This window comes from Knoellia sp. AC549, assembly GCF_979258975.1.
Genome location: NZ_OZ409890.1, coordinates 3,158,150 through 3,180,711, shown reverse-complemented (window position 1 = coordinate 3,180,711; position 22,562 = coordinate 3,158,150). Strand labels below are relative to the sequence as shown.

Genomic DNA, 22,562 nt, shown 5'->3' with positions numbered 1-22,562 from the left:
GCGGCGAGACGGAGCCCCCATGAGACCACGAGGGGGCCGGTCCCTGCACCGTGAAAGCATGAGGCCTCCATCACGACCACCGTCAAGCATGAGGACCCCTGCGTGCCCCTCTTCGCCCTCGTCGCTGCGACACTCGTCGGCCTGCTCACCTTCTGGTTGCACCGTCGGCTCGTCGTCGCGCCCGGTTGGCGGACGCGGTGGAGGTATGCCGGGACCGCCCTCGTCGTGGCGCTGACGGTTCTCTCCGTCGTCACCGTCGCAGGCGGTCTCCGATGGGGCACGGCTGAGGACACCCGGCCCGTGGCCTGGGTGGCGCTGACCTGGCTCGTCGTCGCCCTCTATCTCGTCCTGACCATGGCGGCCGGCCAGCTGCTCGCCCTGCTCGCGTGGCTCGTCACGCCCCACGAGCGCCGGGCCACCGTGCTGCGCCGGTTCAACCGGGTGGTCGCCGTGGTGGCACTGGCAGCGGCACTGGGCACGACGGCATACGGCGTGGTGTCGGCAGCCGACCCCACGATCAGCCGGACGACCCACACGGCGACGGAGCTGCCGCAGGCGTTCGACGGCACGACCGTCGCACTCGTCACCGACCTCCACGCGGGCGTCGTGCACGGGGCCGACTTCGCCCAGGAGGTCGTCGACCGGGTCAACGCGGCCGCGCCAGACCTCATCGTCCTCTCCGGCGACGTCGTGGACGCACCCTTCGACCGGCACCGCGCCGAGATCGCCCCCCTCGCGGACCTCGAGGCTCCCCTGGGGGTCTTCGCGGTCACGGGCAACCACGAGATCTACACCGGTTCCACCGCCGAATGGGTCGCCGAGTGGGAGCGCCTGGGCATCACCGTCCTCGCGAACGCCTCGCAGGTGCTCACCCGCGAGGGCGCAACCATCCGCATCGCCGGAGTGCACGACCACGAGGGCACGGGCGACTTCGCCCCTGACCCCGAGCGGGCACTCGCGGGCACGTCCGACGCGTTCACCCTCTATGTGGCGCACCAACCGCGGATGGCTGAGGTGTCGCAGGATCTCGGTGTCGACCTGCAGCTGTCCGGTCACACGCACGGTGGCCAGGTCTGGCCCGGCGAGCTGGTCGTGCCCCTGCAGCAGCCGATGGTCGAGGGCTTCGCGGTGGTCGACGGCGTCCCGGTGATCACGAGCCGGGGTGCCGGCACATGGGGTCCACCCGTGCGGGTGGCCGCTGCTCCCGAGATTCCGCTCATCACCCTGAGGAAGGGCTGAGATGCCGAGCGCGACCTCGCCGGGAGCACCGAGGTACCGGTCCGTCGCCCGCCCCGGGAGGCCCCTCGTCGTCGTCGGTGCTCTCGTCACCGGTGTCGGTGTGGTCGCCGGGCTGCTCGTCGCTGCCCTCGGTGGCTGGTCCGTCGCGCTGGGCCTCGTCGTCATCCTCGGGTTCGGCGCCCTCGGTTGGCTCATCGCCCGGGGCACCGTGACCGTCAGCGTGACCGACCGGGACATCCATGTCGCCCATCCCCTCGCCTCACGACGGATCCGGATGGAGGACGTCACCGACGTCGGTGCCGGGGACCACGTCAACGGCTTCGGCTACGGCTGGGGCGTGCGGTGGGAGGGCCGGGGCAAGTGGGCCTACCGCGTCGGGGGCCCGATGGCGACGGTCGTGCACCGCCGCGGTCGCCTCGGCGTCTCGCTCGAGGACCCGCACGAGTTCGTCGAGGCCGTCGTGGCCGCTCGCCAGGACATCGCGTGAGCGAGGTCGTCGTCGGTGAGGACGGCCTGTCCCGTCCGGTGTGGGCGTCCGTGGACCCGATGCTCCGCGACTACTACGACACCGAGTGGGGTATGCCGGTGCGAGACGAGCGCGGTGTCTTCGAGCGGCTCTCGCTCGAGGCGTTCCAGTCCGGGCTGTCGTGGGCGACGATCCTGCGCAAGCGACCTGCCTTCCGCGAGGCGTTCGCGGGCTTCTCCCCCGAGGCCGTCGCCGAGTTCGGCGACGACGACGTCGAGCGGCTCATGGGTGACGCCGGCATCGTCCGCAACCGGGCCAAGATCCTCGCGACGATCCAGAACGCCCGGGCCACGCTGGAGCTGCGCACGGACCCCGAAGGTGACCTCGCGGCATACGTGTGGTCGTTCCGGCCCACGCAGACGCCGCGCCCCCGGACGTTCGCGGACGTGCCCACGACCTCACCCGAGTCGGTGGCCCTGTCCAAGGGGCTGAAGCGCAAGGGTTTTGCGTTCGTCGGACCGACGACGATGTTTGCGCTCATGGAGGCGCTCGGCATCGTCGACACGCACCTCCTCGACTCGCACCGTCGGGGCACGTCGGGCGTCTGGCCGCACTGACCCCAGGACCACGCCCGCCGGATCGATGACCCCGGTGGTGATGAATGGGATGCGTGCGCAGGGGTAAGGGGGGCATATGAAGAGCACGCAGAGTCCGGAACGCGGGATGGACCGACTGGTACGTGGCCTGGGCCTGGCCAGCGCAGGACTGGGGGTGCCGATGGTGTGGCGCCCGGACGACGTGGCGCGCAGGGTCGGCGTCGACGACGCGGCGAGTGCCCCCATGGTGATCCGCGCGGTGGGGGCCCGCGAGCTCCTCCAGGCCGGGTTGCTCCTCCTCGGCCCCCGCAAGGCGGTGTGGACACGGGTCGCCGGTGACGCCATGGACGTGGCGGTCCTGGGGCATGCCTGGAGCAGACGCTCGAGCACCCGACGATCCAGGTTGACCGTCGCGACCGCCGCCGTCCTCGGCATCGCCGCCGTCGACGGGTATGCCGCCGTGCGCACCGCCCGCTCGCAGCACGGCTCTGGCCGGCCGGGACCGCTGGGACTGCAGGCGTCCATCACCGTCAACCGCACGCCCGAGGAGGTCTACGCCTTCTGGCGCGACCTCGGCCACCTGCCCTCGTTCATGGGCCACCTCGAGTCCGTCTCCGAGAACGGTGGCGGCACCAGCCACTGGGTGGCCAAGGGCCCTGCCGGCACCTCGGTGTCCTGGGACGCCGAGATCACCGGTGAGGACGTCGGGCGCCGGTTGGCCTGGAAGTCCCTTGAAGGCGCCGACGTCGACAACTCCGGGACGGTGCACTTCTCGCCCGCCCCCGGCGACCGCGGCACCGAGGTCAAGGTCGTCCTGCACTACGACGTCCCCGGAGGGCTGCCCGGCCGCGCCGCCGCGAGGCTCCTCGGTGAGGAGCCGGAGCAGCAGGTGCGTGACGACCTGCGCCGGTTCAAGCAGGTGATGGAGACGGGCGAGGTCGTCCGCTCCGACGGCCTGCCCCACGGCACCCGAGCCGGGAAGCAGCTCCTGCAACGACCTGCGCGAGCCCTCAGGAAAGGCGGACGGCGATGAGAGCCCTTGTCTGGCAGGGACCCACCAAGGTGGCCGTCAAGGACGTCCCCGACCCGCAGCTGATGAACGACCGCGACGCCATCGTCAAGGTCACCTCCACCGCGATCTGCGGCTCCGACCTGCACCTCTACGACGGCTACGTCCCGACCGTGGAGCCCGGTGACATCTTCGGGCACGAGTTCATGGGCGAGGTGGTCGAGCTCGGCAGGGGCGTCTCCAGCAACGGGAACGGGCTGCGGGTGGGGGACCGTGTCGTCGTGCCCTTCCCCATCGCCTGCGGCGGCTGCCACTCGTGCCAACGCGGGCTGTCGTCGCTGTGCGAGAACTCCAACCCCAATGCCGGGGCGGCCGAGAAGGTCATGGGCCACTCTCCCGCAGGGATCTTCGGCTACTCCCACATGCTCGGCGGCTACGCCGGCGGGCAGGCCGAGTTCGTCCGGGTGCCCTTCGCCGACGTCGGACCCCTCAAGGTCGAGGACGACCTCACCGATGACCAGGTGCTGCTCCTCACCGACGTCCTGCCGACCGGGTGGATGGCGGCTGACATGTGCGACATCCAGCCGGGCGACGTCGTGGCGGTCTGGGGCGCCGGTCCGGTGGGACTGATCGCGTGCCTTAGCGCCACCCTGATGGGTGCGGCCAAGGTCATCGTCATCGACCGCGTCCCCGAACGGCTGGCCATGGCGCAGGACCACACCGGCGCGCACCCCGTCAACTACGAGGAGACCTCGGTGCTCGAGGAGCTGCGAGAGCTCACCGGCGGACGCGGGCCGGACCGGGTCATCGACGCGGTCGGCATGGAGGCCCACACCGACCTCACGGCCGTGCACTACTACGACAAGGCCAAGCAGCTCGCCAAGCTTCTCCACCGAGCGGCCGCAGGCGCTGCGGGAGGCCATCCTGTCTGTCGCCAACGGCGGCACCGTGTCGATCGTCGGCGTCTACGGCGGCTTCGTCGACAAGTTCCCGCTCGGGTCGCTGATGAACAGGTCGGTGACGGTGCGGACCGGTCAGGCTCACGTGCACCGCTACATCAAGGAGCTCCACGGTCGCGTCCGCAGCGGCGAGATCGACCCGACCTTCATGATCAGCCACCACCTGCCGCTCGAGGACGCGCCCAAGGGCTACGACCTGTTCAAGCACAAGGCGGACAGCTGCACCAAGGTCATCCTCAACCCCTGACCGGGCGGAACGGGCGGGCCGGGCAGCACCTGGACGAACGAAGAGGACCGGACGCAGAATGCGTCCGGTCCTCTTGTCGTGCTGTGGAGCATAGGAGATTCGAACTCCTGACCTCTTCCATGCCATGGAAGCGCGCTACCAACTGCGCCAATGCCCCGAGCTGCCCCGGTGGGACGTCCCCCGAAGGCGACTGCGGAAGTTTACGACGCGCTCTGCTCCGCAACCAAATCGGGGTCAGGCGACCCCGGGGTGACGCGCCGGCGCGGTCTGCGCCGACTGGTTCCACGTCTGGATCCGCCACCCCGCGCGGCCCTCCACGAGCTCGGCCCAGTGGCAGTTGCCCAGCCCGGCAAGCGCGATCCACGAGGTGCGCTGGTCGATGCCGACGAGGTCGGCCGCGAGCGCGCGACCGGCCACACCGTGGGTGGCGATGACCGCACACTCCCCCGACGCCAGCTCGGCCAGGAGGTCGTCCACCCCGGCGCGGCACCTCACGGCGACGTCGGCGACCGACTCGCCATGACCGCCTCGTCTGAAGTCCTCGCCCCGCAGCAGCCGGTCCATGTCCTCGGGATAGCCCTCGCGGACCTGGTCGCCGGTGAGTCCCTGCCAGGCGCCGGCGTGGATCTCACGGAAGCGCTCGTCGGTCGAGATGGGTATGCCGTCCACCCGCGCGACCGTCTCGCCCGTCACCGTCGCTCGGGACAGGTCTGAGGCGACGACGCGCACGGGCGCGAAGGCTGCCAGGGCCTCGGCCGCGGCTTCGGCCTGCGCCAGTCCTCGCTCGGACAGCGGCGAGTCGAGCTGCCCCTGCCACACCCCCGCAGCGTTGTGCCCGGTCTCGCCGTGGCGGAGCACGATGAGGCGGCGTGGTGCACCGACTGCCGTCACGGCGGCGTTCAGGCCCGGGGTCACCTCAGGCCCGCTGCTCCGTGCCCACGGCGCCGAGGTCGACCTCGGGGCAGTCCTTCCAGAGGCGCTCGAGCTCATAGAACTCGCGCTCGTCGTCGTGCTGGACGTGGACGACGATGTCGCCGAAGTCGATGAGCACCCAACGACCATCGCGCTGGCCCTCACGGCGCACCGGCTTGGAGCCCATGGCGCGCAGCGAGTCCTCGACCTCGTCGACGACGGCGCCGACCTGGCGCTCGGACTCGGCCGAGACGATGACGAAGATGTCGGTGATCGCGAGCTGTTCGCTCACGTCGATGCCGACGATGGTGGTGGCGAGCTTCTCGGCGGCCGCGTGGGCGGCGGCGCGAGCCAGCTCGAGGGATCGGTCAGTGGCGGGCACGAGACTCCTTGGGTGCTGCGGACGGTGCGTCGGACGACGCATCCTGCGCCGCGGCATACAGATGGTGTTTGTTGATGTACTGGACGACGCCGTCCGGCACGAGGTACCAGACCGGCTCGCCGTCGGCGACCCGGTCGCGGCAGTCGGTGGAGCTGATGGCCATGGCCGGCACCTCCTGAAGGGTGACACGGTCCTGCGGAAGTCCGGACTCGGACAGCTCGTAGCCGGGACGAGTGACCCCGATGAAGTGCGCCAGCTCCCAGAGCTCGTCGATGTCCTTCCACGACAGGATCTGGGCGAGGGCGTCGGCGCCGGTGATGAAGAACAGCTCGTCGTCGGGGTGCTGTGCCCTGAGGTCACGCAGGGTGTCGATGGTGTAGGTCGGGCCCTCACGGTCGACGTCGACGCGGCTCACCTGGAAGCCCGGGTTCGACGCAGTCGCGACGACGGTCATGAGGTATCGGTGCTCGGGCTCGCTGACGGTGCGCTCGGCCTTCTGCCACGGCTGACCCGTCGGCACGAAGATGACCTCGTCGAGATCGAAGAGGGACTGCACCTCGGAGGCAGCCACGAGGTGGCCGTGGTGGATGGGATCGAAGGTCCCACCCATCACGCCCAGGCGGCGCCTCGATGATGCAGTCAGCGCTCACCCTGTTGGTCGTGCATCGTGCCGCCGTGCGCGTGCGCCTGCACCCGAGGGGTCGAGTGGTCGTTGTGCTCATCCTGCGCCGCGTGCTTCTGCGCATTGCCGCGAAAGGCCCACGTGAGCGCGAGCAGAAGCGCAAAGACGGCCAGCGCGACCACGGCGAAGGCCCACGCGGGCATCGGGAGATCGTGCGAGGCGGCTTCCTCGGCAAAGACACGGGCGGCGTGCGACGTCATGGATGCCAGCCTACCGCCACAGTTGTCCACCGATGCCGTCCACAGGGCTGTGCATGGGAGCGTGGGCAGCGGCCTCATCCTGTGGACGACACGCGCGGGCGACACCGCTGGGCGAGAAACTCGCCGATCATCTTGCGCCACAAGGGCTTTGACCGATAAACAAGGCCTCACGAACAACCGCCCTGGCCCTCGGGCACGGGTGGAAGTCGGGTCGAAGGAGAACGGATGTGCCACCGGCCTCGGGAAACCGGGGGCGGGTGGGGGGCAACCCACACCGCGAGCGACATCGCGGGGCGCACCGCGGCCGACGGCCAGAGTCGAAGTTCGCCCCGGTCCAGCCGGGACGACGCCACTGTCGTGTGGCCCCCTCGACGGGTCTGCCCGTCGGGAACGACCGGCTCACAGGAATGAGGGCTAGCCCCGTCGCTGAAGGCCCCCGACCTCATACGTCGGGGGCCTTCGGTGATTCCGGAGGGTCTGTCGGGGACCGGTGCGGCCGCGCCCCCTACGCTGATCCCCATGCCTGCGCCTGTCCCGGACCTCACGCTGAGCATCGTCATCCCGATGTTCAACGAGGAAGCGGTCCTTCCCCTCCTCGTCGACCGGCTGCGCCCGCTCGCGGACGGGATGGGCACGGCATACGAGGTCGTCGCGGTCGACGACGGGAGCACCGACGGCACCCCCGTGCTCCTCGAACGCCTGCGTCGGGAGTGGCCCCAGCTGCGCATCGTGCGCCTGCGCGCGAACGCGGGACACCAGGCCGCCATCTCGGCCGGACTGCAACGTGCCCGCGGGAGCTACGTCGTCACCCTCGACGCCGACCTGCAGGACCCGCCCGAGGTCATCCCGCAGATGCTTCGTCTCGCCCGCGCGGAGGCTGTCGACGTCGTCTATGGCGTGCGGGAGGACCGATCGACCGACACGGCCTTCAAGCGCGGCAGCGCCCGACTCTTCTACAAGGCCATGCGCCGGCTGGGCAACATCGACACCCCCGAGGACGCCGGCGACTACCGCCTCATGTCCCGGGCCACCGTCGACGCCGTCAACTCCCTCCCCGACCACAACCGGGTGCTGCGCTTCGTCGTGCCGGCGCTGGGCTTCCCGTCCGGCACGGTGGGCTACGCCCGCGAGTCCCGGGCCGCCGGAACGACGAAGTACCCACTCGCGAAGATGGTCCGCCTCTCCGTCGACTCGGTGACCGGCTTCTCGCTCACCCCTCTGCGGTTCGCGACGTGGCTGGGCCTGCTCGGTGGGCTCGCCGCGCTCGGCGTCCTCCTGTATGCCGTGTTCGCCCGCGTCCTCGGTCACGTCCTGCCCGGGTGGACCTCGACCGTGGTCATCGTGGCTGCGATGGGGGCCGTGCAGCTGCTTGCCCTCGGCATCCTGGGTGAGTACGTCGGGCGCATGTATGCCGCGATGCAGGGCCGGCCGACCTACTTCGTCGCCCACGACTCGCTCGAGTCACCGGGCCATCGAGTGGAGCAGGTCGAGCCGGGCCCGCAGCAGGGCTCGTGACTTCTCGGGGGTGAGCTGCGCCGGGACCGTGGCCCCGAGGAAGCTCAGCCCGTCGACGAAGACCTGCAGCTCGTCCACCGCCGCCAGCAGGGGCCGCGGGACGACACCGATCTCGGTCGGGGGCGCCAGCCCAGTGACGTCGGCGACCGCGAGAGCGCAGACGTGCCGCTCGCCGTGCCACGTCTGCTCGGCCAACCCGGGCCGACCGTCGTCGGTGCGGTCCCTCGCCATGAACGCGAGGTAGACCCGCACCTCGGCCAGTCGGTCGGCGTCCAGCGGCAGCATCTCCTCGATGACCGCCTGGGCCCGATCGGTCCCGGGCTCCTGGGTGGCAAGCACGTTCTGGATGCGCACGGGGACGTCGTCGAGCATCGCGTTCACGGCGAAGTCGAGCAGCTCGGTCTGGGTGGCGAAGTAGTAGCGCAACGCCCCCATGGACCAACCGGACTCCGCCGCCACGGCGCGGACCGTCGCTCCCCCGACACCGGCCCGGGCGACGACGCGACGCACGGCGGAGCCGAGCTCGGCACGACGCTGCGCATGGTCGACGATCTTCGGCACGCGCTCATTTTCGCACAAGTGTGCCAGATCGTGGTTGACTGGAACCTGTTCTGATGCAGATGTGCGAAAAGAAGGGGACGTCGATGGAGCTCACCGTGCTCGGTGGACTGGCCGTGCTGGCTCTCGTCGACAGCACGAGCTTCGGGACGCTCGGCGTGCCCGTGTGGATGCTCGTCCAGCCCACGGTCCGCCGGGCCGCGGTGCTGACCTACCTCGCGGTCATCTCCACCTTCTACTGGGTCCTCGGCCTGGTGCTGCTCCTCGGCGCAGAGGCGGTGCGCGATGTGACCGGCTCCCTCACCGACCTGACGACGTCCCGCGCCTTCCTCATCGGTCAGCTGGTCGTCGGAGTCACCCTGTTCCTGGCGAGCTTCGGCTTCACTCGCAAGCGCGGTGAGGCCCGCCGGGCACGACGCGGGGGACGCCCCACGCGGATGGAACGGCTGACCTCACGCGCGGTGGGCGATGGAGCCTCCCTGCGGACCGTCACCACGGTCGCGGTCGTCGCCGGTGTCATCGAGGCCGCGTCGATGCTGCCCTACCTCGGAGCCATCGGGCTGCTCACCACTGCAGGACTGGGGTTCGTCGGCAACGCGGGTCTGCTCGCGGCATACGTCGTCGTCATGGTCGTGCCGGCCCTGATCCTGCTCGGCCTGCGCCTGGCGGTTCACGACAGGGTCACGCCGATGCTCCAGCGCGTGAATGCCTGGCTGCAGCGGAGCAAGGACGAGATGGTCGGGTGGGTCCTCGGCATCCTCGGCTTCCTGCTCGCCACGGACGCCTACCAGCGGCTGCAGTCGCTGGGCTGAGGTTGCCGACCTCGCCCGTCAGCGGATCTGGCCGTCACCCTCGACGATCCACTTCGTCGTCGTCAGCTCGGGCAGGGCCATCGGACCGCGGGCGTGGAGCTTCTGGGTCGAGATGCCGATCTCGGCTCCGAACCCGAACTCGCCTCCGTCGGTGAACCGCGTGGACGCGTTGACCATGACCGCCGCCGCGTCGATCTCGGTGGTGAACCGCCGGGCCGCCGCCCGGTCCTCGGTGACGATCGCCTCGGTGTGCCCGCTCGAGTGGGCCTGGATGTGGTCGAGCGCACCGTCGAGGTCGGGGACGACGGCGACAGCGATCTCGAGCGCGAGGTACTCGGTGTCCCAGTCCTCCTCCGTGGCCGGGACGTGGGGTATGCCGGCCGCCTCCGCCGCGCTTCCGGCCGCCGGGTCCGTGTGGAGCACGACTCCGGCACCGGACAGCTCGGCGAAGACCTTGGGGAGGAACTCCTGCGTCAGCGAGGCGTGGACGAGCAGCGACTCCGCCGCGTTGCACACGCTCGGCCGGTGCGTCTTGGCGTTGACCGTGATCGCGAGCGCCTTGTCGAGGTCGGCCGCCGCGTCGACGTAGACGTGGCAGTTGCCGACGCCGGTCTCGATGACCGGGACGGTCGACTCGGTGACGACGGTCTGGATGAGACCCGCTCCCCCGCGCGGGATGATGAGGTCGACCTGGCCCCGGGCGGTGAGAAGGGCGCGCACCGCGTCGCGACCCCCGTCGAGGAGCCCGATGGCGTCTGCGGGCAGGTCCTGCGCCACGAGCGCCTCGCGCATCACGGCCACGAGGGTCCGGTTGGTCGACTCGGCGGCGGACCCTCCCCGGAGGATGACGGCGTTGCCTGACTTGAGCCCGAGCGCTGCGGCGTCGACGGTGACGTTGGGTCGGGCCTCATAGATCATGCCGACGACGCCCATCGGCACCCGGACCTGGCGGATCTGCAGCCCGTTGGCCAGCGTCGAGCCACGCACGACCTCGCCGACCGGGTCGGGCAGCGCGGCGATGTCGCGCACGGCGTCGGCGACACCGGCCACCCGCTCCGGCGTCAGGGTGAGCCGGTCGACGAGCCCCTCGACCATGCCACCGGTTCGACCACGCTCGATGTCCTGCGCATTGGCCGCGACGATGTCGGCGCTCGCCGCGTCGAGGGCATCGGCGATGGCGCGCAGCGCGGCGTCCTTGTCGGCCCGGCTGAGCAGGGCCAGTCGCCGCGAGGCGGTGCGAGCCTTGGCGGCAAGGTCGGCGACGGTGGGGGCGGCGGACATACGACCAGCGTATGCCGGGTGCTTCCCAGCCACGATGCCCTCTCGCTTCGTGGATCCTCGCTCGCTTCGGGGAAACTCCCCCGAAGCGGGGCGGAAACGGCGACGCTGAGGTGAGCGGGCGGCATACCGGCATCTCGAGGACGTGCTCGTGAGGTGGGAGGATGGCGGGCGTGACGACGATCCTCTCCATCCAGTCCTCGGTCGCCTACGGACACGTCGGCAACAGCGCCGCCGTCTTCCCGCTGCAGCGCCTCGGCGTCGAGGTGTGGCCGGTCAACACCGTGCACTTCAGCAACCACACCGGCTACGGCGCGTGGCGCGGCCCGCTGCTCGCCGCCGATGACGTCCGCGAGGTGATCACCGGCATCGAGGAGCGCGAGGCGATGCCCGAGATCGACGCCGTGCTGTCGGGCTACCAGGGCGGCGAGGAGATCGGCGACGTCATCCTCGACGCCGTGACCCGGGTCAAGGCGGCCAACCCCGCCGCGATCTATGCCTGCGACCCGGTCATGGGCAACGCGAAGTCTGGCTGCTTCGTCCACCCCGCGATCCCGGTGCTGCTGCGGGAGCGGGTGGTGCCCCGGGCCGACCTCATCACGCCCAACCAGTTCGAGCTCGGCTACCTCACCGAGACCGAGCCCGAGTCGCTGGACGACACGCTCGCCTCGGTCGAGAAGGCACGTGAGATGGGTCCGTCGACCGTGCTCGTGACGTCGGTGCTCCGTCCGGACCGACCCGAGGGCACGATCGAGATGCTCGCCGTCGCCGGGGACCACGCGTGGATCGTGCAGACGCCGCAGCTGCCGATGAAGGCCAACGGGTCCGGCGACGTCACCGCCGCCCTGTTCACCGCCCACCTGCTCGAGAGCGGCGACGCGGGTGCGGCCCTGGGCCGCACGGTGTCGAGCGTCTTCGACCTGCTGCAGCTCACGCTCGACTCGGGCCGGCGCGAGCTGCAGCTGGTCCAGGCTCAGGCGGCTCTCGCCGAGCCACGGATGCAGTTCGAGGTCGAGCAGCTGCACTGACCCGCCACAACCTCGCCTTGTGTGCCTGAGAACGGGCTGTAGCCCGTTCTCAGGCACACAAGGCGAGGTTTCAGAGAGTGACGTATGCAGTCGACGGGCCGCTGGGCGGGAAGGCCAGCCGAGCCACCAGGTCGGGCGGGTCGGTCCACCCCGGTCCGCCTTCGTGCACCCAGGTGAGCAGCGCGTCCACGGTCCCCTCGTCGAGCACGCCGCGCACCCAGACCGGTCGACCGCCCGCTCGACGCCCCGACGGTGACGGCGACACGACGACGACGTTGGACTGGTCGCACGCCAGCAGGCAGGTGCTCACCGACACCCGCGCGCCACCTCGGGCGCCGTCCTCGAGTCGGGCGAGGAGCCCGTCGTGGTCGACGCCCGGGTGCTGGCGCTCCGTGCCGCAACAGCAGTCACGGCAGACCCGGATCGTGCAGGTGGTGTCGATGCGCCGACTCACGCGTCGGCACGTGCGGGTGCGGCCGTGGAGGCCCGCCCGGCAGCTGGGAGCTCCTGCTCATGCGCCGAACCGGAGTCGCCCGAGGCCGAAGGCTGCTTCGCAGCGACAGCGCGCTCCATGAGCAGCCCGAAGACCGTCCCGAGCGTCACCCACATGGCCGCCAGCTGAGCGAGCGAGGCCACCCGGAACTCCCAGAGGAGAGCTGCCGGGACGTCCTCGGGCACGGCGTCGGGCGTGCCCGGCAGCAGCACGACCACCGCGACGACCGCAAGGACCACCGCAAGCACGCCGAGCGAGCACCGGGTGGCGTGCGAGAGGTCGCGGCGGGCCAGTGCCCGGTCGAGCAGCGGCACTGCCAGGGCGATCGCCACACCGAGGAGCAACGACAGGACATAGAGCCACGTGCGCTGGGTGACCGTTGCCGGGTCTCCGACCCCCGGGGGGTTGGCCGGGACGACGATCGCGGGCAGGAGCGTGATCGCGCCGAAGCCGATGGCCGCGAGACCGAGCGAGCGCCAGTAGTCGGTGGCGCCGGCCAGGTGGTGGCGGGCCTTCGCGTAGACGATCGCGAAGATCACTCCGAAGGCGATGCCGACGAGGACCGAGGTGACGGCACCTCCGACGACCTGCTGCCCGCGGGTGACGAGGTCGCCGCCGTGTGTGGGGAGGAGGGCCGGGATGGTGAACAGGGCCGACTCGCCGGCGTGTCCGCCCGCGTGTCCACCGGATGCACCGCGTCGGCCCTCGATGACGAGGGCCTTGCGGATGACGGGCTCGACGAGGAGCCAGATGACAAGTGCTGAGGCCAGACCGGCGGCAGCACCTGCGGCCACGCCTGCGCGCAGCACGGATCCAAAGCTGATCACGTGTCGTTCGTGTGGGAGATCAGGTCGGGATCAGTGGCACGGCACGCCGAGGGCGTGGCGCGCGTCGTGAGTGAGCTCGTGCAGCACCTCGGCGTTCGACGCGCTGAGCAGCGCGCCGTTCTCCTGGGAGACGAAGTAGAGCGCGAACACCGCGACGGCGAGCAGCGCCCACGCCCACAGGGGGACGCGGATGCTCGCGAGCGATGCGGAGGGTGCGGGGACAGCGACAGCTGAGGAGCTGGTCATGATGGGACCCTTTCGTTCCATGCCTCGTGGACTGATCTGCGCCGCAGCCGGTCTCCTGGCTTCCAGATCACCACGACTCCTCGGCCTTCCCGACAGCCCGGCGTGAACCTGCGGCTGTCAGTGGCGAACGACGAGGAGCCACTCCCTGGTCACAGTGGCGAGGACCACGTCGGAATCACACCGACTTCCCGTGCACTGCGGCACTCGGCATCCTGCCACAAGGCTCATGGTTCGCGCCGACCGTGTCCCCTGCGCGTGTCCGTCGAGTCGAGGAAAAGCGTTCTGGGAGAACGCAGCTCAGAGCATCACGAGGTCGTCGCGGTGGATGACCTCGCGCTCGTAGGCCGCGCCGAGGTCACGCGCCAGGTCGTGTGTGCTGCGCCCGAGCATGGGCGGCAGCTCGCCTGAGGAGTAGTTCACGAGGCCGCGCGCGATCGCCTGGCCGTCCGGCCCGCACACGTCGACGGGGTCGCCGCCGGTGAAGGTCCCCTGCACCTCGACGATGCCAGCCGGCAGCAACGAGGTGCGCCTCCTGGTCAGGGCGGACACGGCCCCGTCGTCGACGATGAGCCGTCCGCGCGGCGTGGTGGCGTGGGCGATCCACAGCTGCCGCGAGGCCCGTGAACGCGCCTGCGGCGCAAAGACGGTGCCGACGTCCTCACCCGCGAGGGCGTGTGCGGCATCGGCGAGGCGGGACAGGACGGTGGGTATGCCGGCCGCCCCCGCGATGCCGGCCGACTCCACCTTGGTGGCCATGCCCCCACTGCCGACCGAGCTGCCGGTCCCGCCGATCTCGATGCCGGCGAGGTCCTCCGCCGACAGCACCGCCGAGATCCGCTGCGAGCCCGGTCGCGACGGGGGGCCGTCATAGAGGGCGTCCACGTCGGTGAGAAGGACGAGGGCGTCCGCGCCGACGAGGTGTGAGACGAGGGCGGCGAGACGGTCGTTGTCACCGAAGCGGATCTCGTGGGTGGCGACCGTGTCGTTCTCGTTGACGATCGGCACGATGCCGAGGTCGAGCAGTCGCGTGAGGGTCCGTCGTGCGTTGGTGTAGTGCGTGCGACGGGTGACGTCGTCGGCGGTGAGCAGGACCTGGCCGACGGTGAAGTGGTGGTGGGCGAACGCGCGAGCATATGCCGCGACGAGGGCACCCTGACCGACGCTGGCCGCGGCCTGCTGGGTGGCGAGGTCGCGGGGACGCGCGGTCAGGCCCAGGGGGCCGAGCCCGGCCGCGATGGCACCGGACGAGACGAGGACGACCTCTCCCCCGCGCTCACGCACCGCAGCCAGGTGGCTGACGAGAGCGACCAGTCGCGCCTCGTCGATGGCTCCGCCGCCGGGCCCGGTGAGCGAGGACGAGCCCACCTTGACGACGACGCGGTGTGCCTGGCCGATCGCGGCGCGCAGGACCGCCTCAGAGCCCACGAGCGCTCACTCGTCGGCGTCGTCGCGGGCGGTGGCCCAGTGTCCGGCCTTGCGCTCGGCGGCGAGCGTCTCGCGCGCGGCCGTCTGGGCGTCCTTGCGGCCGTGGAACTCCTGGCGCTTCTCGCCACGGCTCTTGCGGTCGTTCTCGCCGAGGCGCAGGTCGGTGCCTCGAGGACCGGTGAGCAGCTCGGCGCCCGCAGCCATCGTGGGCTCCCAGTCGAAGACGACCGAGTTGTCCTCGGGTCCGATGACGACGGTCGAGCCGGCCACGGCGCCGGCCTTGTAGAGCTGCTCCTCGACCCCGAGACGACTGAGCCGGTCGGCGAGGTAGCCGACGGCCTCGTCGTTGGAGAAGTCGGTCTGGTGGATCCAGCGGGTCGGGCGGTCACCCTGCACGCGGAAGACCTCGCCGTCGGGCGAGTTCTCCTTGCGGACCGTGAAGCCGGTTTCGTCGACGGCCTTGGGGCGGACGATGGCGCGCGGTCGCTCGACGACCAGGGCCTCCATCTCGGCACGGGCGGCGGCGACGTGCTTGGCGAGCGAGAAGGTCAGCTCCTTGAGCCCGGTGTGCGCGACGGCGCTGACGATGTGGACCTCGAGCCCACGGGCCTCGAGGTCCGGCTTGACCATCTCGGCCAGGTCGCGAGCGTCGGGGACGTCGGCCTTGTTGAGGACGACGATGCGGGTGCGCTCGGAGAGCGGGCGTCCACCGAGGCTGTCGTCGGGGACGTAGGCCGCGAGCTCGGCCTCGATGACGTCGAGGTCGCTCATCGGGTCGCGGTTGGACTCCAGGGTGGCGCAGTCGACGACGTGGACGAGCACGGAGCAGCGCTCCACGTGGCGGAGGAACTCCAGGCCCAGGCCCTTGCCCTCGCTCGCGCCCGGGATGAGGCCGGGGACGTCGGCGATCGTGTAGCGGGCGCTGCCGGCCGTGACGACGCCGAGGTTGGGGATGAGCGTCGTGAACGGGTAGTCCGCGATCTTGGGCTTGGCTGCGCTCACGACCGACACGAGCGAGGACTTGCCCGCGCTGGGGAAGCCGATGAGGGCCACGTCGGCGAGCGACTTGAGCTCGAGGACGATCTCGAGTGCCTCACCGGGCTCACCGAGCAGGGCGAAGCCCGGGGCCACGCGTCGCGCGGACGCCAGCTGCTTGTTGCCCAGACCTCCACGACCTCCTGCTGCGACGACGAACTCGGCGTCGTGCCCCACGAGGTCGGCCAGGATGTCGCCGGCTGCGTTCTTGACGACCGTGCCCTCGGGCACGGGCAGGACGAGGTCGGCGCCGTCGCCACCGTTGCGCTCGTCGCCGCCACCGGGCTTGCCGTTGGGCGCCCGACGGTGCGGGGTGTGGTGGTAGTCGAGGAGAGTCGTCGACTGGGGGTCGACCCGCAGGACGACCGAGCCGCCCTTGCCGCCGTTGCCCCCGTCGGGCCCGCCCAGGGGCTTGAACTTCTCGCGTTTGACCGAGGCCACGCCGTGCCCGCCGTCACCGGCCGCGACGTTGAGGACGACGCGGTCCACGAAGTTGACGGCCATGAAGGATTCCTGCTTCCGAAGGGGGCGATGCGAGCTGCGGGGTGCGAGAGGGTGGTGCTACGTCTGGGGGCCAGTCTACGGACGCTCCCCCGGCCCTCACGTCTGCGGATGTGGCTGCAGTGGCAACCATCGGCGCAGACGCCAGGGAAGGTGAGCGGGCGGCATACCCGCGGTGTCTGTGGATGTGGTCGCTCTCACCGCCGTCGGCGCAGACGCAAGCGTGAGGTGCGGGGAGACGAGAAGGCGGGCCGGATCAAGATCCAGCCCGCCCTTCGCGGTGGTGAGGAGGATGCCGGAGCTGAGCTCACGGCATGCCGGACCTCACCGAGAGCCTCACTCAGCGGCGACGGTTTCCGGGGTGGGGACGATGTTGATGACCTTGCGGCGGCGCTTGGTGCCGAACTCGACGTTGCCCGCGACGAGCGCGAACAGGGTGTCGTCGCCGCCACGGCCGACGCCGTCACCGGGGTGGAAGTGCGTGCCACGCTGGCGGACGATGATCTCGCCCGCGTTGACGAGCTGGCCGCCGAAGCGCTTGACGCCGAGCCGCTGGGAGTTGGAGTCGCGACCGTTACGGGTCGAGGCTGCACCCTTCTTGTGTGCCATGTTTCTCTACCTTCGTGAGTCTGTGGACGGAACGCTCAGGCGTCGATCGAGGTGATCTTGATCTGGGTCAGGTGCTGACGGTGACCCTGACGCTTGCGGTAACCGGTCTTGTTCTTGTACTTCATGATCACGATCTTGGGACCCTTGGCCGCCTTGACGACCTCGGCCTTGACGGAGACCTTGGCCAGCTTCGTGGCGTCGGAGGTGACGGTCGAGCCGTCCACGACGAGAAGCGGGGTCAGGTCGATGCTGTCGCCGGCCTGGCCGACCTTGTCGATCAGCAGGAGGTCTCCGACGGAGACCTTTTCCTGCCGACCACCTGCGCGAACAATCGCGTACACAGTGGAGCTCACTTTCGGATCAGGATGCACTCGCTCTGGATGACCGGCTGACAGCTACCCATTGCCTCGTGTGTTCGGAAGAACATCCAAGACTCAGGACATCGGCTCGGTGGGCGCACCGACGGACAAGACTATCGGTCGCCCTCGCCCTGCTCCAAATCCGCGGCCTTCGGCGGACCGGCGGGGGCGACGACCCGACCACGCTTGCGGCGAGGCCGCACGACGGGCTCGTCGATCGGTGCCGGCTCGGCGACGACCGGGCGGGCCGGCTCGGAGTCCTGGGCGCCGTCGAGCAGCCCCACCTCGGCGATGACGGTGGGGGTGCCCGAGGTGCTTGGTGTGCTCGGGGTGCTCTCGGGACCCGCGGCGGTCGTGGGCTCGGCGGTCGTGGGCTCGGCGGACGTGGGCTCGGCGGTCGCGGACTCGGCGCTCGACGCGTCGGTCGGGGGGGCGGCGAGCTCGGCGACGTCGTCGTCGGTGGGCTCGCCGGACATCGACTTGATGGCCGCCGCGTGCGCCGCCGCCGCGATCTGGGCAGCCGTGGGTCCGTTGGGCGCCGGGGGCGCCTCGGCTGCCGGGGATCCCTTGGCCGCGCTCACCTGACCCGAGTCGCCACCCTTGCCGCGACGACCCCGGCCACGGCCGGAGGCCCCGTTGCCCTTGTCGCCGCCCTGTCCGCCCACGGAGCCGTTGGAGTGACCGTGCTCGTTCGAGGTGCCGGTGCGGTCGACGGGCTCGCTCTGGACGATGATGCCGCGCCCGGCGCAGTGCTCGCACTGCTCGGAGAAGACCTCGATGAGGCCCGAGCCGACCCGCTTGCGCGTCATCTGGACGAGCCCGAGCGAGGTGACCTCGGCGACCTGGTGCTTGGTGCGGTCGCGACCGAGGCACTCGAGGAGGCGCCGGACCACGAGGTCACGGTTGGACTCGAGGACCATGTCGATGAAGTCGATGACGATGATCCCGCCGATGTCGCGCAGCCGGAGCTGGCGGACGATCTCCTCGGCGGCCTCGATGTTGTTCTTGGTGACCGTCTCCTCGAGGTTGCCACCGGAGCCGATGAACTTGCCGGTGTTGACGTCGACGACCGTCATGGCCTCGGTGCGGTCGATGACGAGCGAGCCTCCGGAGGGCAGCCAGACCTTGCGGTCCATCGCCTTGGCGATCTGCTCATCGACGCGGTGGTGCGTGAACAAATCCTCCTCGGAGGTCCAGTGGGTGAGTCGCTTGGCGAGGTCGGGGGCGACGTCCTCGACGTAGCCACTCACCTCTGCCCACGCCTGGTCACCCGAGACGATGAGCTCGCTGAAGTCCTCGGTAAAGACGTCACGGATGACGCGGACCGTGAGGTCCGCCTCGCCGTGGAGCAGGACGGGGGCGCCGCCGCTGCCGGCCTTCTTGGAGGACGCAGCGGCGACCTTCTGCTGGATCTTGTCCCAGGCCTTGGTGAGGCGCTCGACGTCGGCGCGCAGCTCCTCCTCCGAGGCGCCCTCGGCCGCCGTGCGGACGATGACGCCTGCGTGGTCGGGGACGACCTCCTTGAGGATCGCCTTGAGGCGTGCCCGCTCGGTGTCGGGGAGCTTGCGTGAGATGCCCGTCATCGACCCTTCGGGGACATAGACGAGGTAGCGGCCCGGGAGCGAGATCTGGCTCGTGAGGCGGGCTCCCTTGTGCCCGATCGGGTCCTTGGTCACCTGGACGAGGACGGTGTCGCCGGAGCCCATGGCATTCTCGATGCGCTTGGCGCGGTTCTGCTCGAGACCGGCGGCGTCCCAGTTGACCTCACCGGCGTAGAGCACGGCGTTGCGGCCCTTGCCGATGTCGACGAAGGCGGCCTCCATCGAGGGCAGGACGTTCTGCACGCGCCCGAGGTAGACGTTGCCGGCCATCGAGGCGTTGGTCTCGCGGGAGACGTAGTGCTCGACGAGCACGCCATCCTCGAGGACCCCGATCTGGGTCTTGTCACCCTTGCCGCGCACGGTCATGACGCGCTCGACCGACTCACGGCGGGCCAGGAACTCGGCCTCGGTGATGATCGTGCGACGGCGCCCGGCCTCGCGGCCCTCGCGACGCCGCTGCTTCTTGGCCTCGAGACGCGTCGATCCCTTGACGGCCGTCGGCTCGTCGTTGCGCTCGCGCTCCTTGCGGGGCTCGCGCACCTTGGTCACCGTTCCGGGCGGGTCGTCGCCCTCGGCCGAGGAACCGGAGCGACGACGACGGCGGCGACGGCGGCTCGTGCCACCGTCCTCGTTGTCGTTCTCCGCGTCGTCCCCACGGCCGTCGGCGTCCGTGTCGCCCTCGTCGGAGCCGGCGTCGTCGGACGCGTCGGCGCCGTTGTCGTCGGAGTCGCCCTGGTCGGGACGGTCGTTGCCCCCGCGACCACGACGGCCGCGCCCGCCACGACGGCGGCGGCGGCCACCCTCCTGGGGCTCGTCGGCGGAGTCGTCCCGGCTGTCATCGTCGCTCTGCTCGTCGACCGCCTCGTCGTCCTCGGTCGAGTCGACGGGCTCGGCGGCCTGGGGCGTTCTTGCTGCCTTGCCCCGCCGGGACCTCTTGGGCTTGTCGCCCTCGCCCTCGACCTCGTCGGCGGTGGCCCTCTGGGCAGCCTTGGTGGCCCGGCCCCTCACGGGCTTGGACGGAGCGGTTTCGTCGAGGGTCGCAGCCTCCTCAGGCACGGGGTCGATCGTGCCCTCGCTCGGCGCCTGGGCGGGAGCGGTCGCACGGCGGCGGCGCGGGGCGGCGCTGACGTCGGGGGCCTGGAACACCAGGCCGAACGACGGAACCTTTGCGGGTGCGTCCGCCTTCAGGGCCTCGGCGAGTGCGTCGGCCTCCGCGTCGGTCTCGGTCTCGGCCTCGAGGTCGACCTCAGACCCGGTGAGGGCCGGCACCTCGCTAGCGGCAGGCTCGGCCACCGGAGCCTCCGGCTCAGCGGCGACGGTCTTCTTGGTGCTGGCGGACTTCTTCGCAACCTTCTTGGCGGTCTTCTTGACCGCCTTCTTCTTGGGCGCGGCCTCCGGCGCGACCTCAGGCGCCTCGGCCGCAGCGGGCGGAGCCGAGGCATCGCCCTCCGGGAGGTCGAAGCCGAGATCGGCCGCCTCCGGGGCGGCGGCCTTCTTGGTCGCTCGTCGGCGCCGCGGCGCCTTCGCGGGCGCCGCCTCGACGATGTCACCCGCGCCGCCGTCGGTCGTGGTGTCGATGTTGGTGGGTTCGTCCTGGGTAGCCATGGGCTGTGACCCTCTCGGCGCCACGTGGCCGTCAGCCACACCATCTGGACTTTCGCCCGGACCTGCCGACCCCGTGGGGCTCGTATCGCGATCGTGTCGGGTGGAATTTCCCGACACGGAAGTCATGTGCTGTCCCCGAGGGTTTCGCGCGGCTGGATCTCCGCTGCGGCAACCGATCAGGAACCGACGGCCTCCTTGTCGGCGGCCAGTGGATCAGCCACCCCAGCAGCTGCGGTGAGCAGCGGGCCCTGGGCCAACCGGGTCACGAGTGGTGGAACCGGAGGCCTGAGCTCGGTCACTGCGTGCAGTGCGGTCAGGATGTCATCGGGGCGAACGGACGGTGTGGTGTGCCGAACGACCATCTGCAGTATCGCACACGACGGGTCATCGCTCTCGGCGGCGACCATCGACACGACGGCGGAGCGGACGTCGAAGGTCTTGGCTCCGGTCTTGAACATGCGGGTCACCTCGGCGGTCTCCACTGCGAGGAAGCGCTCGACGGCATACGCCAGGGTTGCGTGGTCGACCCCACGCATCTCGAGACGCCAGACGCTGGCCTCGAGCCGCTCGGCGAGGCTTCCCGGGCCCGCCTGGACGACCTCGATGACGTCGAGGTCGGGTGGCAACGCTCCGTCGAGTGCCACCCTCAGGGCCTCGGGGTCGACGCGCTCGGTCACCGAGATCTCGAAGTACTCGGCCTCGCTCGCCGTCCCCGTCGGCGCCGCGTTGGCATAGCTGATCTTGGGGTGCGGGTGGAAGCCGGCCGAGAACGCCATCGGCACCCCGGAGCGCCGCAGGGCGCGTTCGAGCGCTCTCGCGAAGTCGCGCGTCGAGGAGAAGCGCAGCCGTCCGCGCTTAGCGTAGCGGATGCGGAAGCTTCTGGACCGCGAGGGGCGGTGGGGGGCCTTCAGGGGTGCGACGAGCCATGGTCCGCCCAGCCTATTTCACTGCTGGGCCCGGACTTCCACGCCCGTATGCCGTCCGGCCGGCGATGTCCTCCCGGCTCAGCTGCCCGGGATGACCAGGCGGGGTCGGCCGACGCCGGCTCCGGGGTCGCCCGCGGGCCCGGTCACGACCAGCCCGGCCCCCAGGTCGTCCGCTAGCGTCCGCGTGACGAGTCCGCGCCGGACGAACCGGAACTCCGGGACGACCTCGGCCTCCTGCACCATCGCCAGCCGGTCGGCGTCCGAGGGTGGGCGGGCCGTCGACGGGCTCACCGAGCCGGTGCCTTCGCGCGGCTCCGGTGGCGGGCCGCTCGGCGGGAGCGGGGGCAGGTCCACGACCCAGAGCGTCGAGCCCGGGGTGCACAGGCCGGCGAGCAGCGCCAGGACCCTGACGTCGGGCGCGTCCTGTGCCTGGAGCACCACGTCCGAACCCAGCGCCAGCCGGCGCACCGTCTGGGCCGCGCCGGCCGGCGCGTCGTCGAGGCCGAGCAGCGTCGTAGCGTCCGCGAGCGCCAGCGGCCCGCCTTCGGGACGGTGCACCGGCCACCGCGGGAAGGTCGGGTCGGGCCACACGTAGGGCAGGTCGTCGGGGACGTCCCCGAAGTACCGGCGGTAGTGCTCGGGGTCCTTGCGCACCAGCGCCGACCGGTGGCTGAGGTGCAGCGGCTCGTCGCCCACCCACGGCGGCAACCGTCCCTCGTCGTGGAGCACGTCCCAGTCGGGTTCGACCCCGGCGGAGAAGTCGAGCAGTGAGCTTCCGGGTCGAGTCGGCCCGTCCCCTGGCCCGCCATTCGTCGACGCACGCCAGACCGTAGGCGACCAGCCCGGGGACGAACCCCCGCCACATCCGGACCGCGGGGTGGTTCTTCCACCCGTACGTCGGCCAGGTGAGGGCCCGCAGCACCTGGAAGGTCTCGACCCGCTGCTTGCCGAGCCTCCGGTCATCGAGGACAGCGGCGCTGGCGCGCGGGTCGGCATACGGGAGGAACGTCTGCATCGCTCCCTTCTACCCTGTGCAGCCCCATCGGATGCCC

General features: G+C 70.8%; 24 protein-coding genes, 1 tRNA gene, 2 pseudogenes and 1 riboswitch. Of the genes and pseudogenes, 9 read left to right on the top strand and 18 right to left on the bottom strand.

The genetic code is table 11. The features are described 5' to 3' along the window. Window positions 1-102: 102 nt before the first annotated feature. The 6 genes and pseudogenes from ACZZ98_RS15520 (at window position 103) to ACZZ98_RS15495 (ending at window position 4,516) form a co-directional block, all read left to right on the top strand. The gene (locus ACZZ98_RS15520; RefSeq protein ID WP_463517084.1) at window positions 103-1,239 is read left to right on the top strand and encodes a metallophosphoesterase; all 1,137 of its coding nucleotides are present in this window, start codon (window positions 103-105) and stop codon (window positions 1,237-1,239) included. A 1-nt stretch (window position 1,240) separates the two neighbouring features. Further along, window positions 1,241-1,726, top strand: coding sequence for a hypothetical protein (locus ACZZ98_RS15515; protein ID WP_463517083.1), 486 nt, complete (start codon window positions 1,241-1,243; stop codon window positions 1,724-1,726). Next, window positions 1,723-2,322: a DNA-3-methyladenine glycosylase I gene (locus ACZZ98_RS15510; RefSeq protein WP_463517082.1), complete on the top strand. Its 600-nt coding sequence runs from the start codon at window positions 1,723-1,725 to the stop codon at window positions 2,320-2,322. Before ACZZ98_RS15515 ends, ACZZ98_RS15510 begins: the two co-directional genes overlap by 4 nt. Window positions 2,323-2,398: 76 nt before the next feature. After that, window positions 2,399-3,334, top strand: a complete 936-nt coding sequence (locus ACZZ98_RS15505; RefSeq protein ID WP_463517081.1) for an SRPBCC family protein — start codon at window positions 2,399-2,401, stop codon at window positions 3,332-3,334. Beyond that, window positions 3,331-4,077: pseudogene (locus tag ACZZ98_RS15500) on the top strand (alcohol dehydrogenase catalytic domain-containing protein); the annotation flags it as partial. The gene ACZZ98_RS15505 and the pseudogene ACZZ98_RS15500, both read left to right, overlap by 4 nt. Before the next feature lie 181 nt (window positions 4,078-4,258). After that, window positions 4,259-4,516, top strand: a complete 258-nt coding sequence (locus ACZZ98_RS15495; protein ID WP_463517080.1) for a hypothetical protein — start codon at window positions 4,259-4,261, stop codon at window positions 4,514-4,516. A gap of 84 nt (window positions 4,517-4,600) precedes the next feature. Here the strand turns inward: ACZZ98_RS15495 and ACZZ98_RS15490 are convergent. From ACZZ98_RS15490 to ACZZ98_RS15470, 5 genes are all read right to left on the bottom strand, one after another. Then, window positions 4,601-4,673 (bottom strand) — tRNA-Ala (locus tag ACZZ98_RS15490). A 77-nt stretch (window positions 4,674-4,750) separates the two neighbouring features. After that, the gene (locus ACZZ98_RS15485) at window positions 4,751-5,431 is read right to left on the bottom strand and encodes a histidine phosphatase family protein (RefSeq protein ID WP_463517079.1); all 681 of its coding nucleotides are present in this window, start codon (window positions 5,429-5,431) and stop codon (window positions 4,751-4,753) included. Between the two features lies 1 nt (window position 5,432). Continuing rightward, a complete protein-coding gene (gene rsfS, locus ACZZ98_RS15480) occupies window positions 5,433-5,810 on the bottom strand; it encodes a ribosome silencing factor (protein ID WP_463517078.1) in 378 nt (125 codons plus the stop codon). Further along, window positions 5,797-6,453: a nicotinate-nucleotide adenylyltransferase gene (gene nadD, locus ACZZ98_RS15475; protein ID WP_463517796.1), complete on the bottom strand. Its 657-nt coding sequence runs from the start codon at window positions 6,451-6,453 to the stop codon at window positions 5,797-5,799. The genes rsfS and nadD overlap by 14 nt, the downstream gene beginning before the upstream one ends. Beyond that, window positions 6,450-6,692, bottom strand: coding sequence for a hypothetical protein (locus tag ACZZ98_RS15470; RefSeq protein WP_463517077.1), 243 nt, complete (start codon window positions 6,690-6,692; stop codon window positions 6,450-6,452). The genes nadD and ACZZ98_RS15470 overlap by 4 nt, the downstream gene beginning before the upstream one ends. Before the next feature lie 519 nt (window positions 6,693-7,211). Here ACZZ98_RS15470 and ACZZ98_RS15465 point away from each other — a divergent pair. Beyond that, window positions 7,212-8,207 (top strand): glycosyltransferase family 2 protein, encoded by a 996-nt coding sequence (locus ACZZ98_RS15465; protein ID WP_463517076.1) that lies wholly within the window; start codon window positions 7,212-7,214, stop codon window positions 8,205-8,207. Here ACZZ98_RS15465 and ACZZ98_RS15460 read toward each other — a convergent pair. After that, on the bottom strand, window positions 8,154-8,768 hold the full coding sequence (locus ACZZ98_RS15460) for a TetR/AcrR family transcriptional regulator (protein ID WP_463517075.1): 615 nt from the start codon (window positions 8,766-8,768) through the stop codon (window positions 8,154-8,156). The two genes, ACZZ98_RS15465 and ACZZ98_RS15460, sit on opposite strands and share 54 nt — an antisense overlap. 83 nt (window positions 8,769-8,851) lie before the next feature. Between ACZZ98_RS15460 and ACZZ98_RS15455 the strand changes: the two genes are divergently transcribed. Then, window positions 8,852-9,577, top strand: a complete 726-nt coding sequence (locus ACZZ98_RS15455; protein WP_463517074.1) for a GAP family protein — start codon at window positions 8,852-8,854, stop codon at window positions 9,575-9,577. Between the two features lie 18 nt (window positions 9,578-9,595). On the opposite strand, the gene ACZZ98_RS15450 is transcribed toward ACZZ98_RS15455, so the two are convergent. Next, the gene (locus ACZZ98_RS15450) at window positions 9,596-10,858 is read right to left on the bottom strand and encodes a glutamate-5-semialdehyde dehydrogenase (RefSeq protein WP_463517073.1); all 1,263 of its coding nucleotides are present in this window, start codon (window positions 10,856-10,858) and stop codon (window positions 9,596-9,598) included. A gap of 170 nt (window positions 10,859-11,028) precedes the next feature. Between ACZZ98_RS15450 and pdxY the strand changes: the two genes are divergently transcribed. Then, on the top strand, window positions 11,029-11,883 hold the full coding sequence (pdxY, locus tag ACZZ98_RS15445; protein WP_463517072.1) for a pyridoxal kinase PdxY: 855 nt from the start codon (window positions 11,029-11,031) through the stop codon (window positions 11,881-11,883). 70 nt (window positions 11,884-11,953) lie between these two features. Here the strand turns inward: pdxY and ACZZ98_RS15440 are convergent, their stop codons facing one another. From ACZZ98_RS15440 to ACZZ98_RS15390, 11 genes and pseudogenes are all read right to left on the bottom strand, one after another. Beyond that, a complete protein-coding gene (locus tag ACZZ98_RS15440; protein ID WP_463517071.1) occupies window positions 11,954-12,337 on the bottom strand; it encodes a hypothetical protein in 384 nt (127 codons plus the stop codon). Then, entirely contained in the window at window positions 12,334-13,203 is an 870-nt protein-coding gene (locus tag ACZZ98_RS15435) for a CbtA family protein (RefSeq protein ID WP_463517070.1), read from the bottom strand. The genes ACZZ98_RS15440 and ACZZ98_RS15435 overlap by 4 nt, the downstream gene beginning before the upstream one ends. A 30-nt stretch (window positions 13,204-13,233) precedes the next feature. Beyond that, complete coding sequence (locus ACZZ98_RS15430; protein WP_463517069.1) at window positions 13,234-13,449, bottom strand: CbtB domain-containing protein; 216 nt, start codon at window positions 13,447-13,449, stop codon at window positions 13,234-13,236. A 28-nt stretch (window positions 13,450-13,477) separates the two neighbouring features. Beyond that, window positions 13,478-13,664: riboswitch (cobalamin riboswitch) on the bottom strand. A gap of 82 nt (window positions 13,665-13,746) precedes the next feature. After that, window positions 13,747-14,874: a glutamate 5-kinase gene (gene proB, locus ACZZ98_RS15425; protein WP_463517068.1), complete on the bottom strand. Its 1,128-nt coding sequence runs from the start codon at window positions 14,872-14,874 to the stop codon at window positions 13,747-13,749. 6 nt (window positions 14,875-14,880) lie between these two features. Then, window positions 14,881-16,413 carry a GTPase ObgE gene (gene obgE, locus ACZZ98_RS15420; RefSeq protein ID WP_463517067.1) on the bottom strand — a complete coding sequence of 511 codons (1,533 nt, stop codon included), beginning with the start codon at window positions 16,411-16,413 and terminating at the stop codon, window positions 14,881-14,883. 333 nt (window positions 16,414-16,746) lie between these two features. After that, the gene (rpmA, locus tag ACZZ98_RS15415; protein ID WP_463517066.1) at window positions 16,747-17,019 is read right to left on the bottom strand and encodes a 50S ribosomal protein L27; all 273 of its coding nucleotides are present in this window, start codon (window positions 17,017-17,019) and stop codon (window positions 16,747-16,749) included. Window positions 17,020-17,054: 35 nt separating this feature from the next. Continuing rightward, entirely contained in the window at window positions 17,055-17,360 is a 306-nt protein-coding gene (gene rplU / locus ACZZ98_RS15410) for a 50S ribosomal protein L21 (protein WP_380088680.1), read from the bottom strand. Window positions 17,361-17,491: 131 nt separating this feature from the next. Further along, window positions 17,492-20,584 carry an Rne/Rng family ribonuclease gene (locus ACZZ98_RS15405; RefSeq protein WP_463517065.1) on the bottom strand — a complete coding sequence of 1,031 codons (3,093 nt, stop codon included), beginning with the start codon at window positions 20,582-20,584 and terminating at the stop codon, window positions 17,492-17,494. 176 nt (window positions 20,585-20,760) lie between these two features. Further along, window positions 20,761-21,429, bottom strand: a complete 669-nt coding sequence (locus tag ACZZ98_RS15400) for a TIGR03936 family radical SAM-associated protein (protein ID WP_463517795.1) — start codon at window positions 21,427-21,429, stop codon at window positions 20,761-20,763. Window positions 21,430-21,588: 159 nt separating this feature from the next. Next, window positions 21,589-22,239, bottom strand: a complete 651-nt coding sequence (locus ACZZ98_RS15395) for a hypothetical protein (RefSeq protein WP_463517830.1) — start codon at window positions 22,237-22,239, stop codon at window positions 21,589-21,591. A 73-nt stretch (window positions 22,240-22,312) separates the two neighbouring features. Then, window positions 22,313-22,525 (bottom strand): annotated as a pseudogene (locus tag ACZZ98_RS15390) (MSMEG_6728 family protein); the annotation flags it as partial. Between the last annotated feature and the right edge of the window lie 37 nt (window positions 22,526-22,562).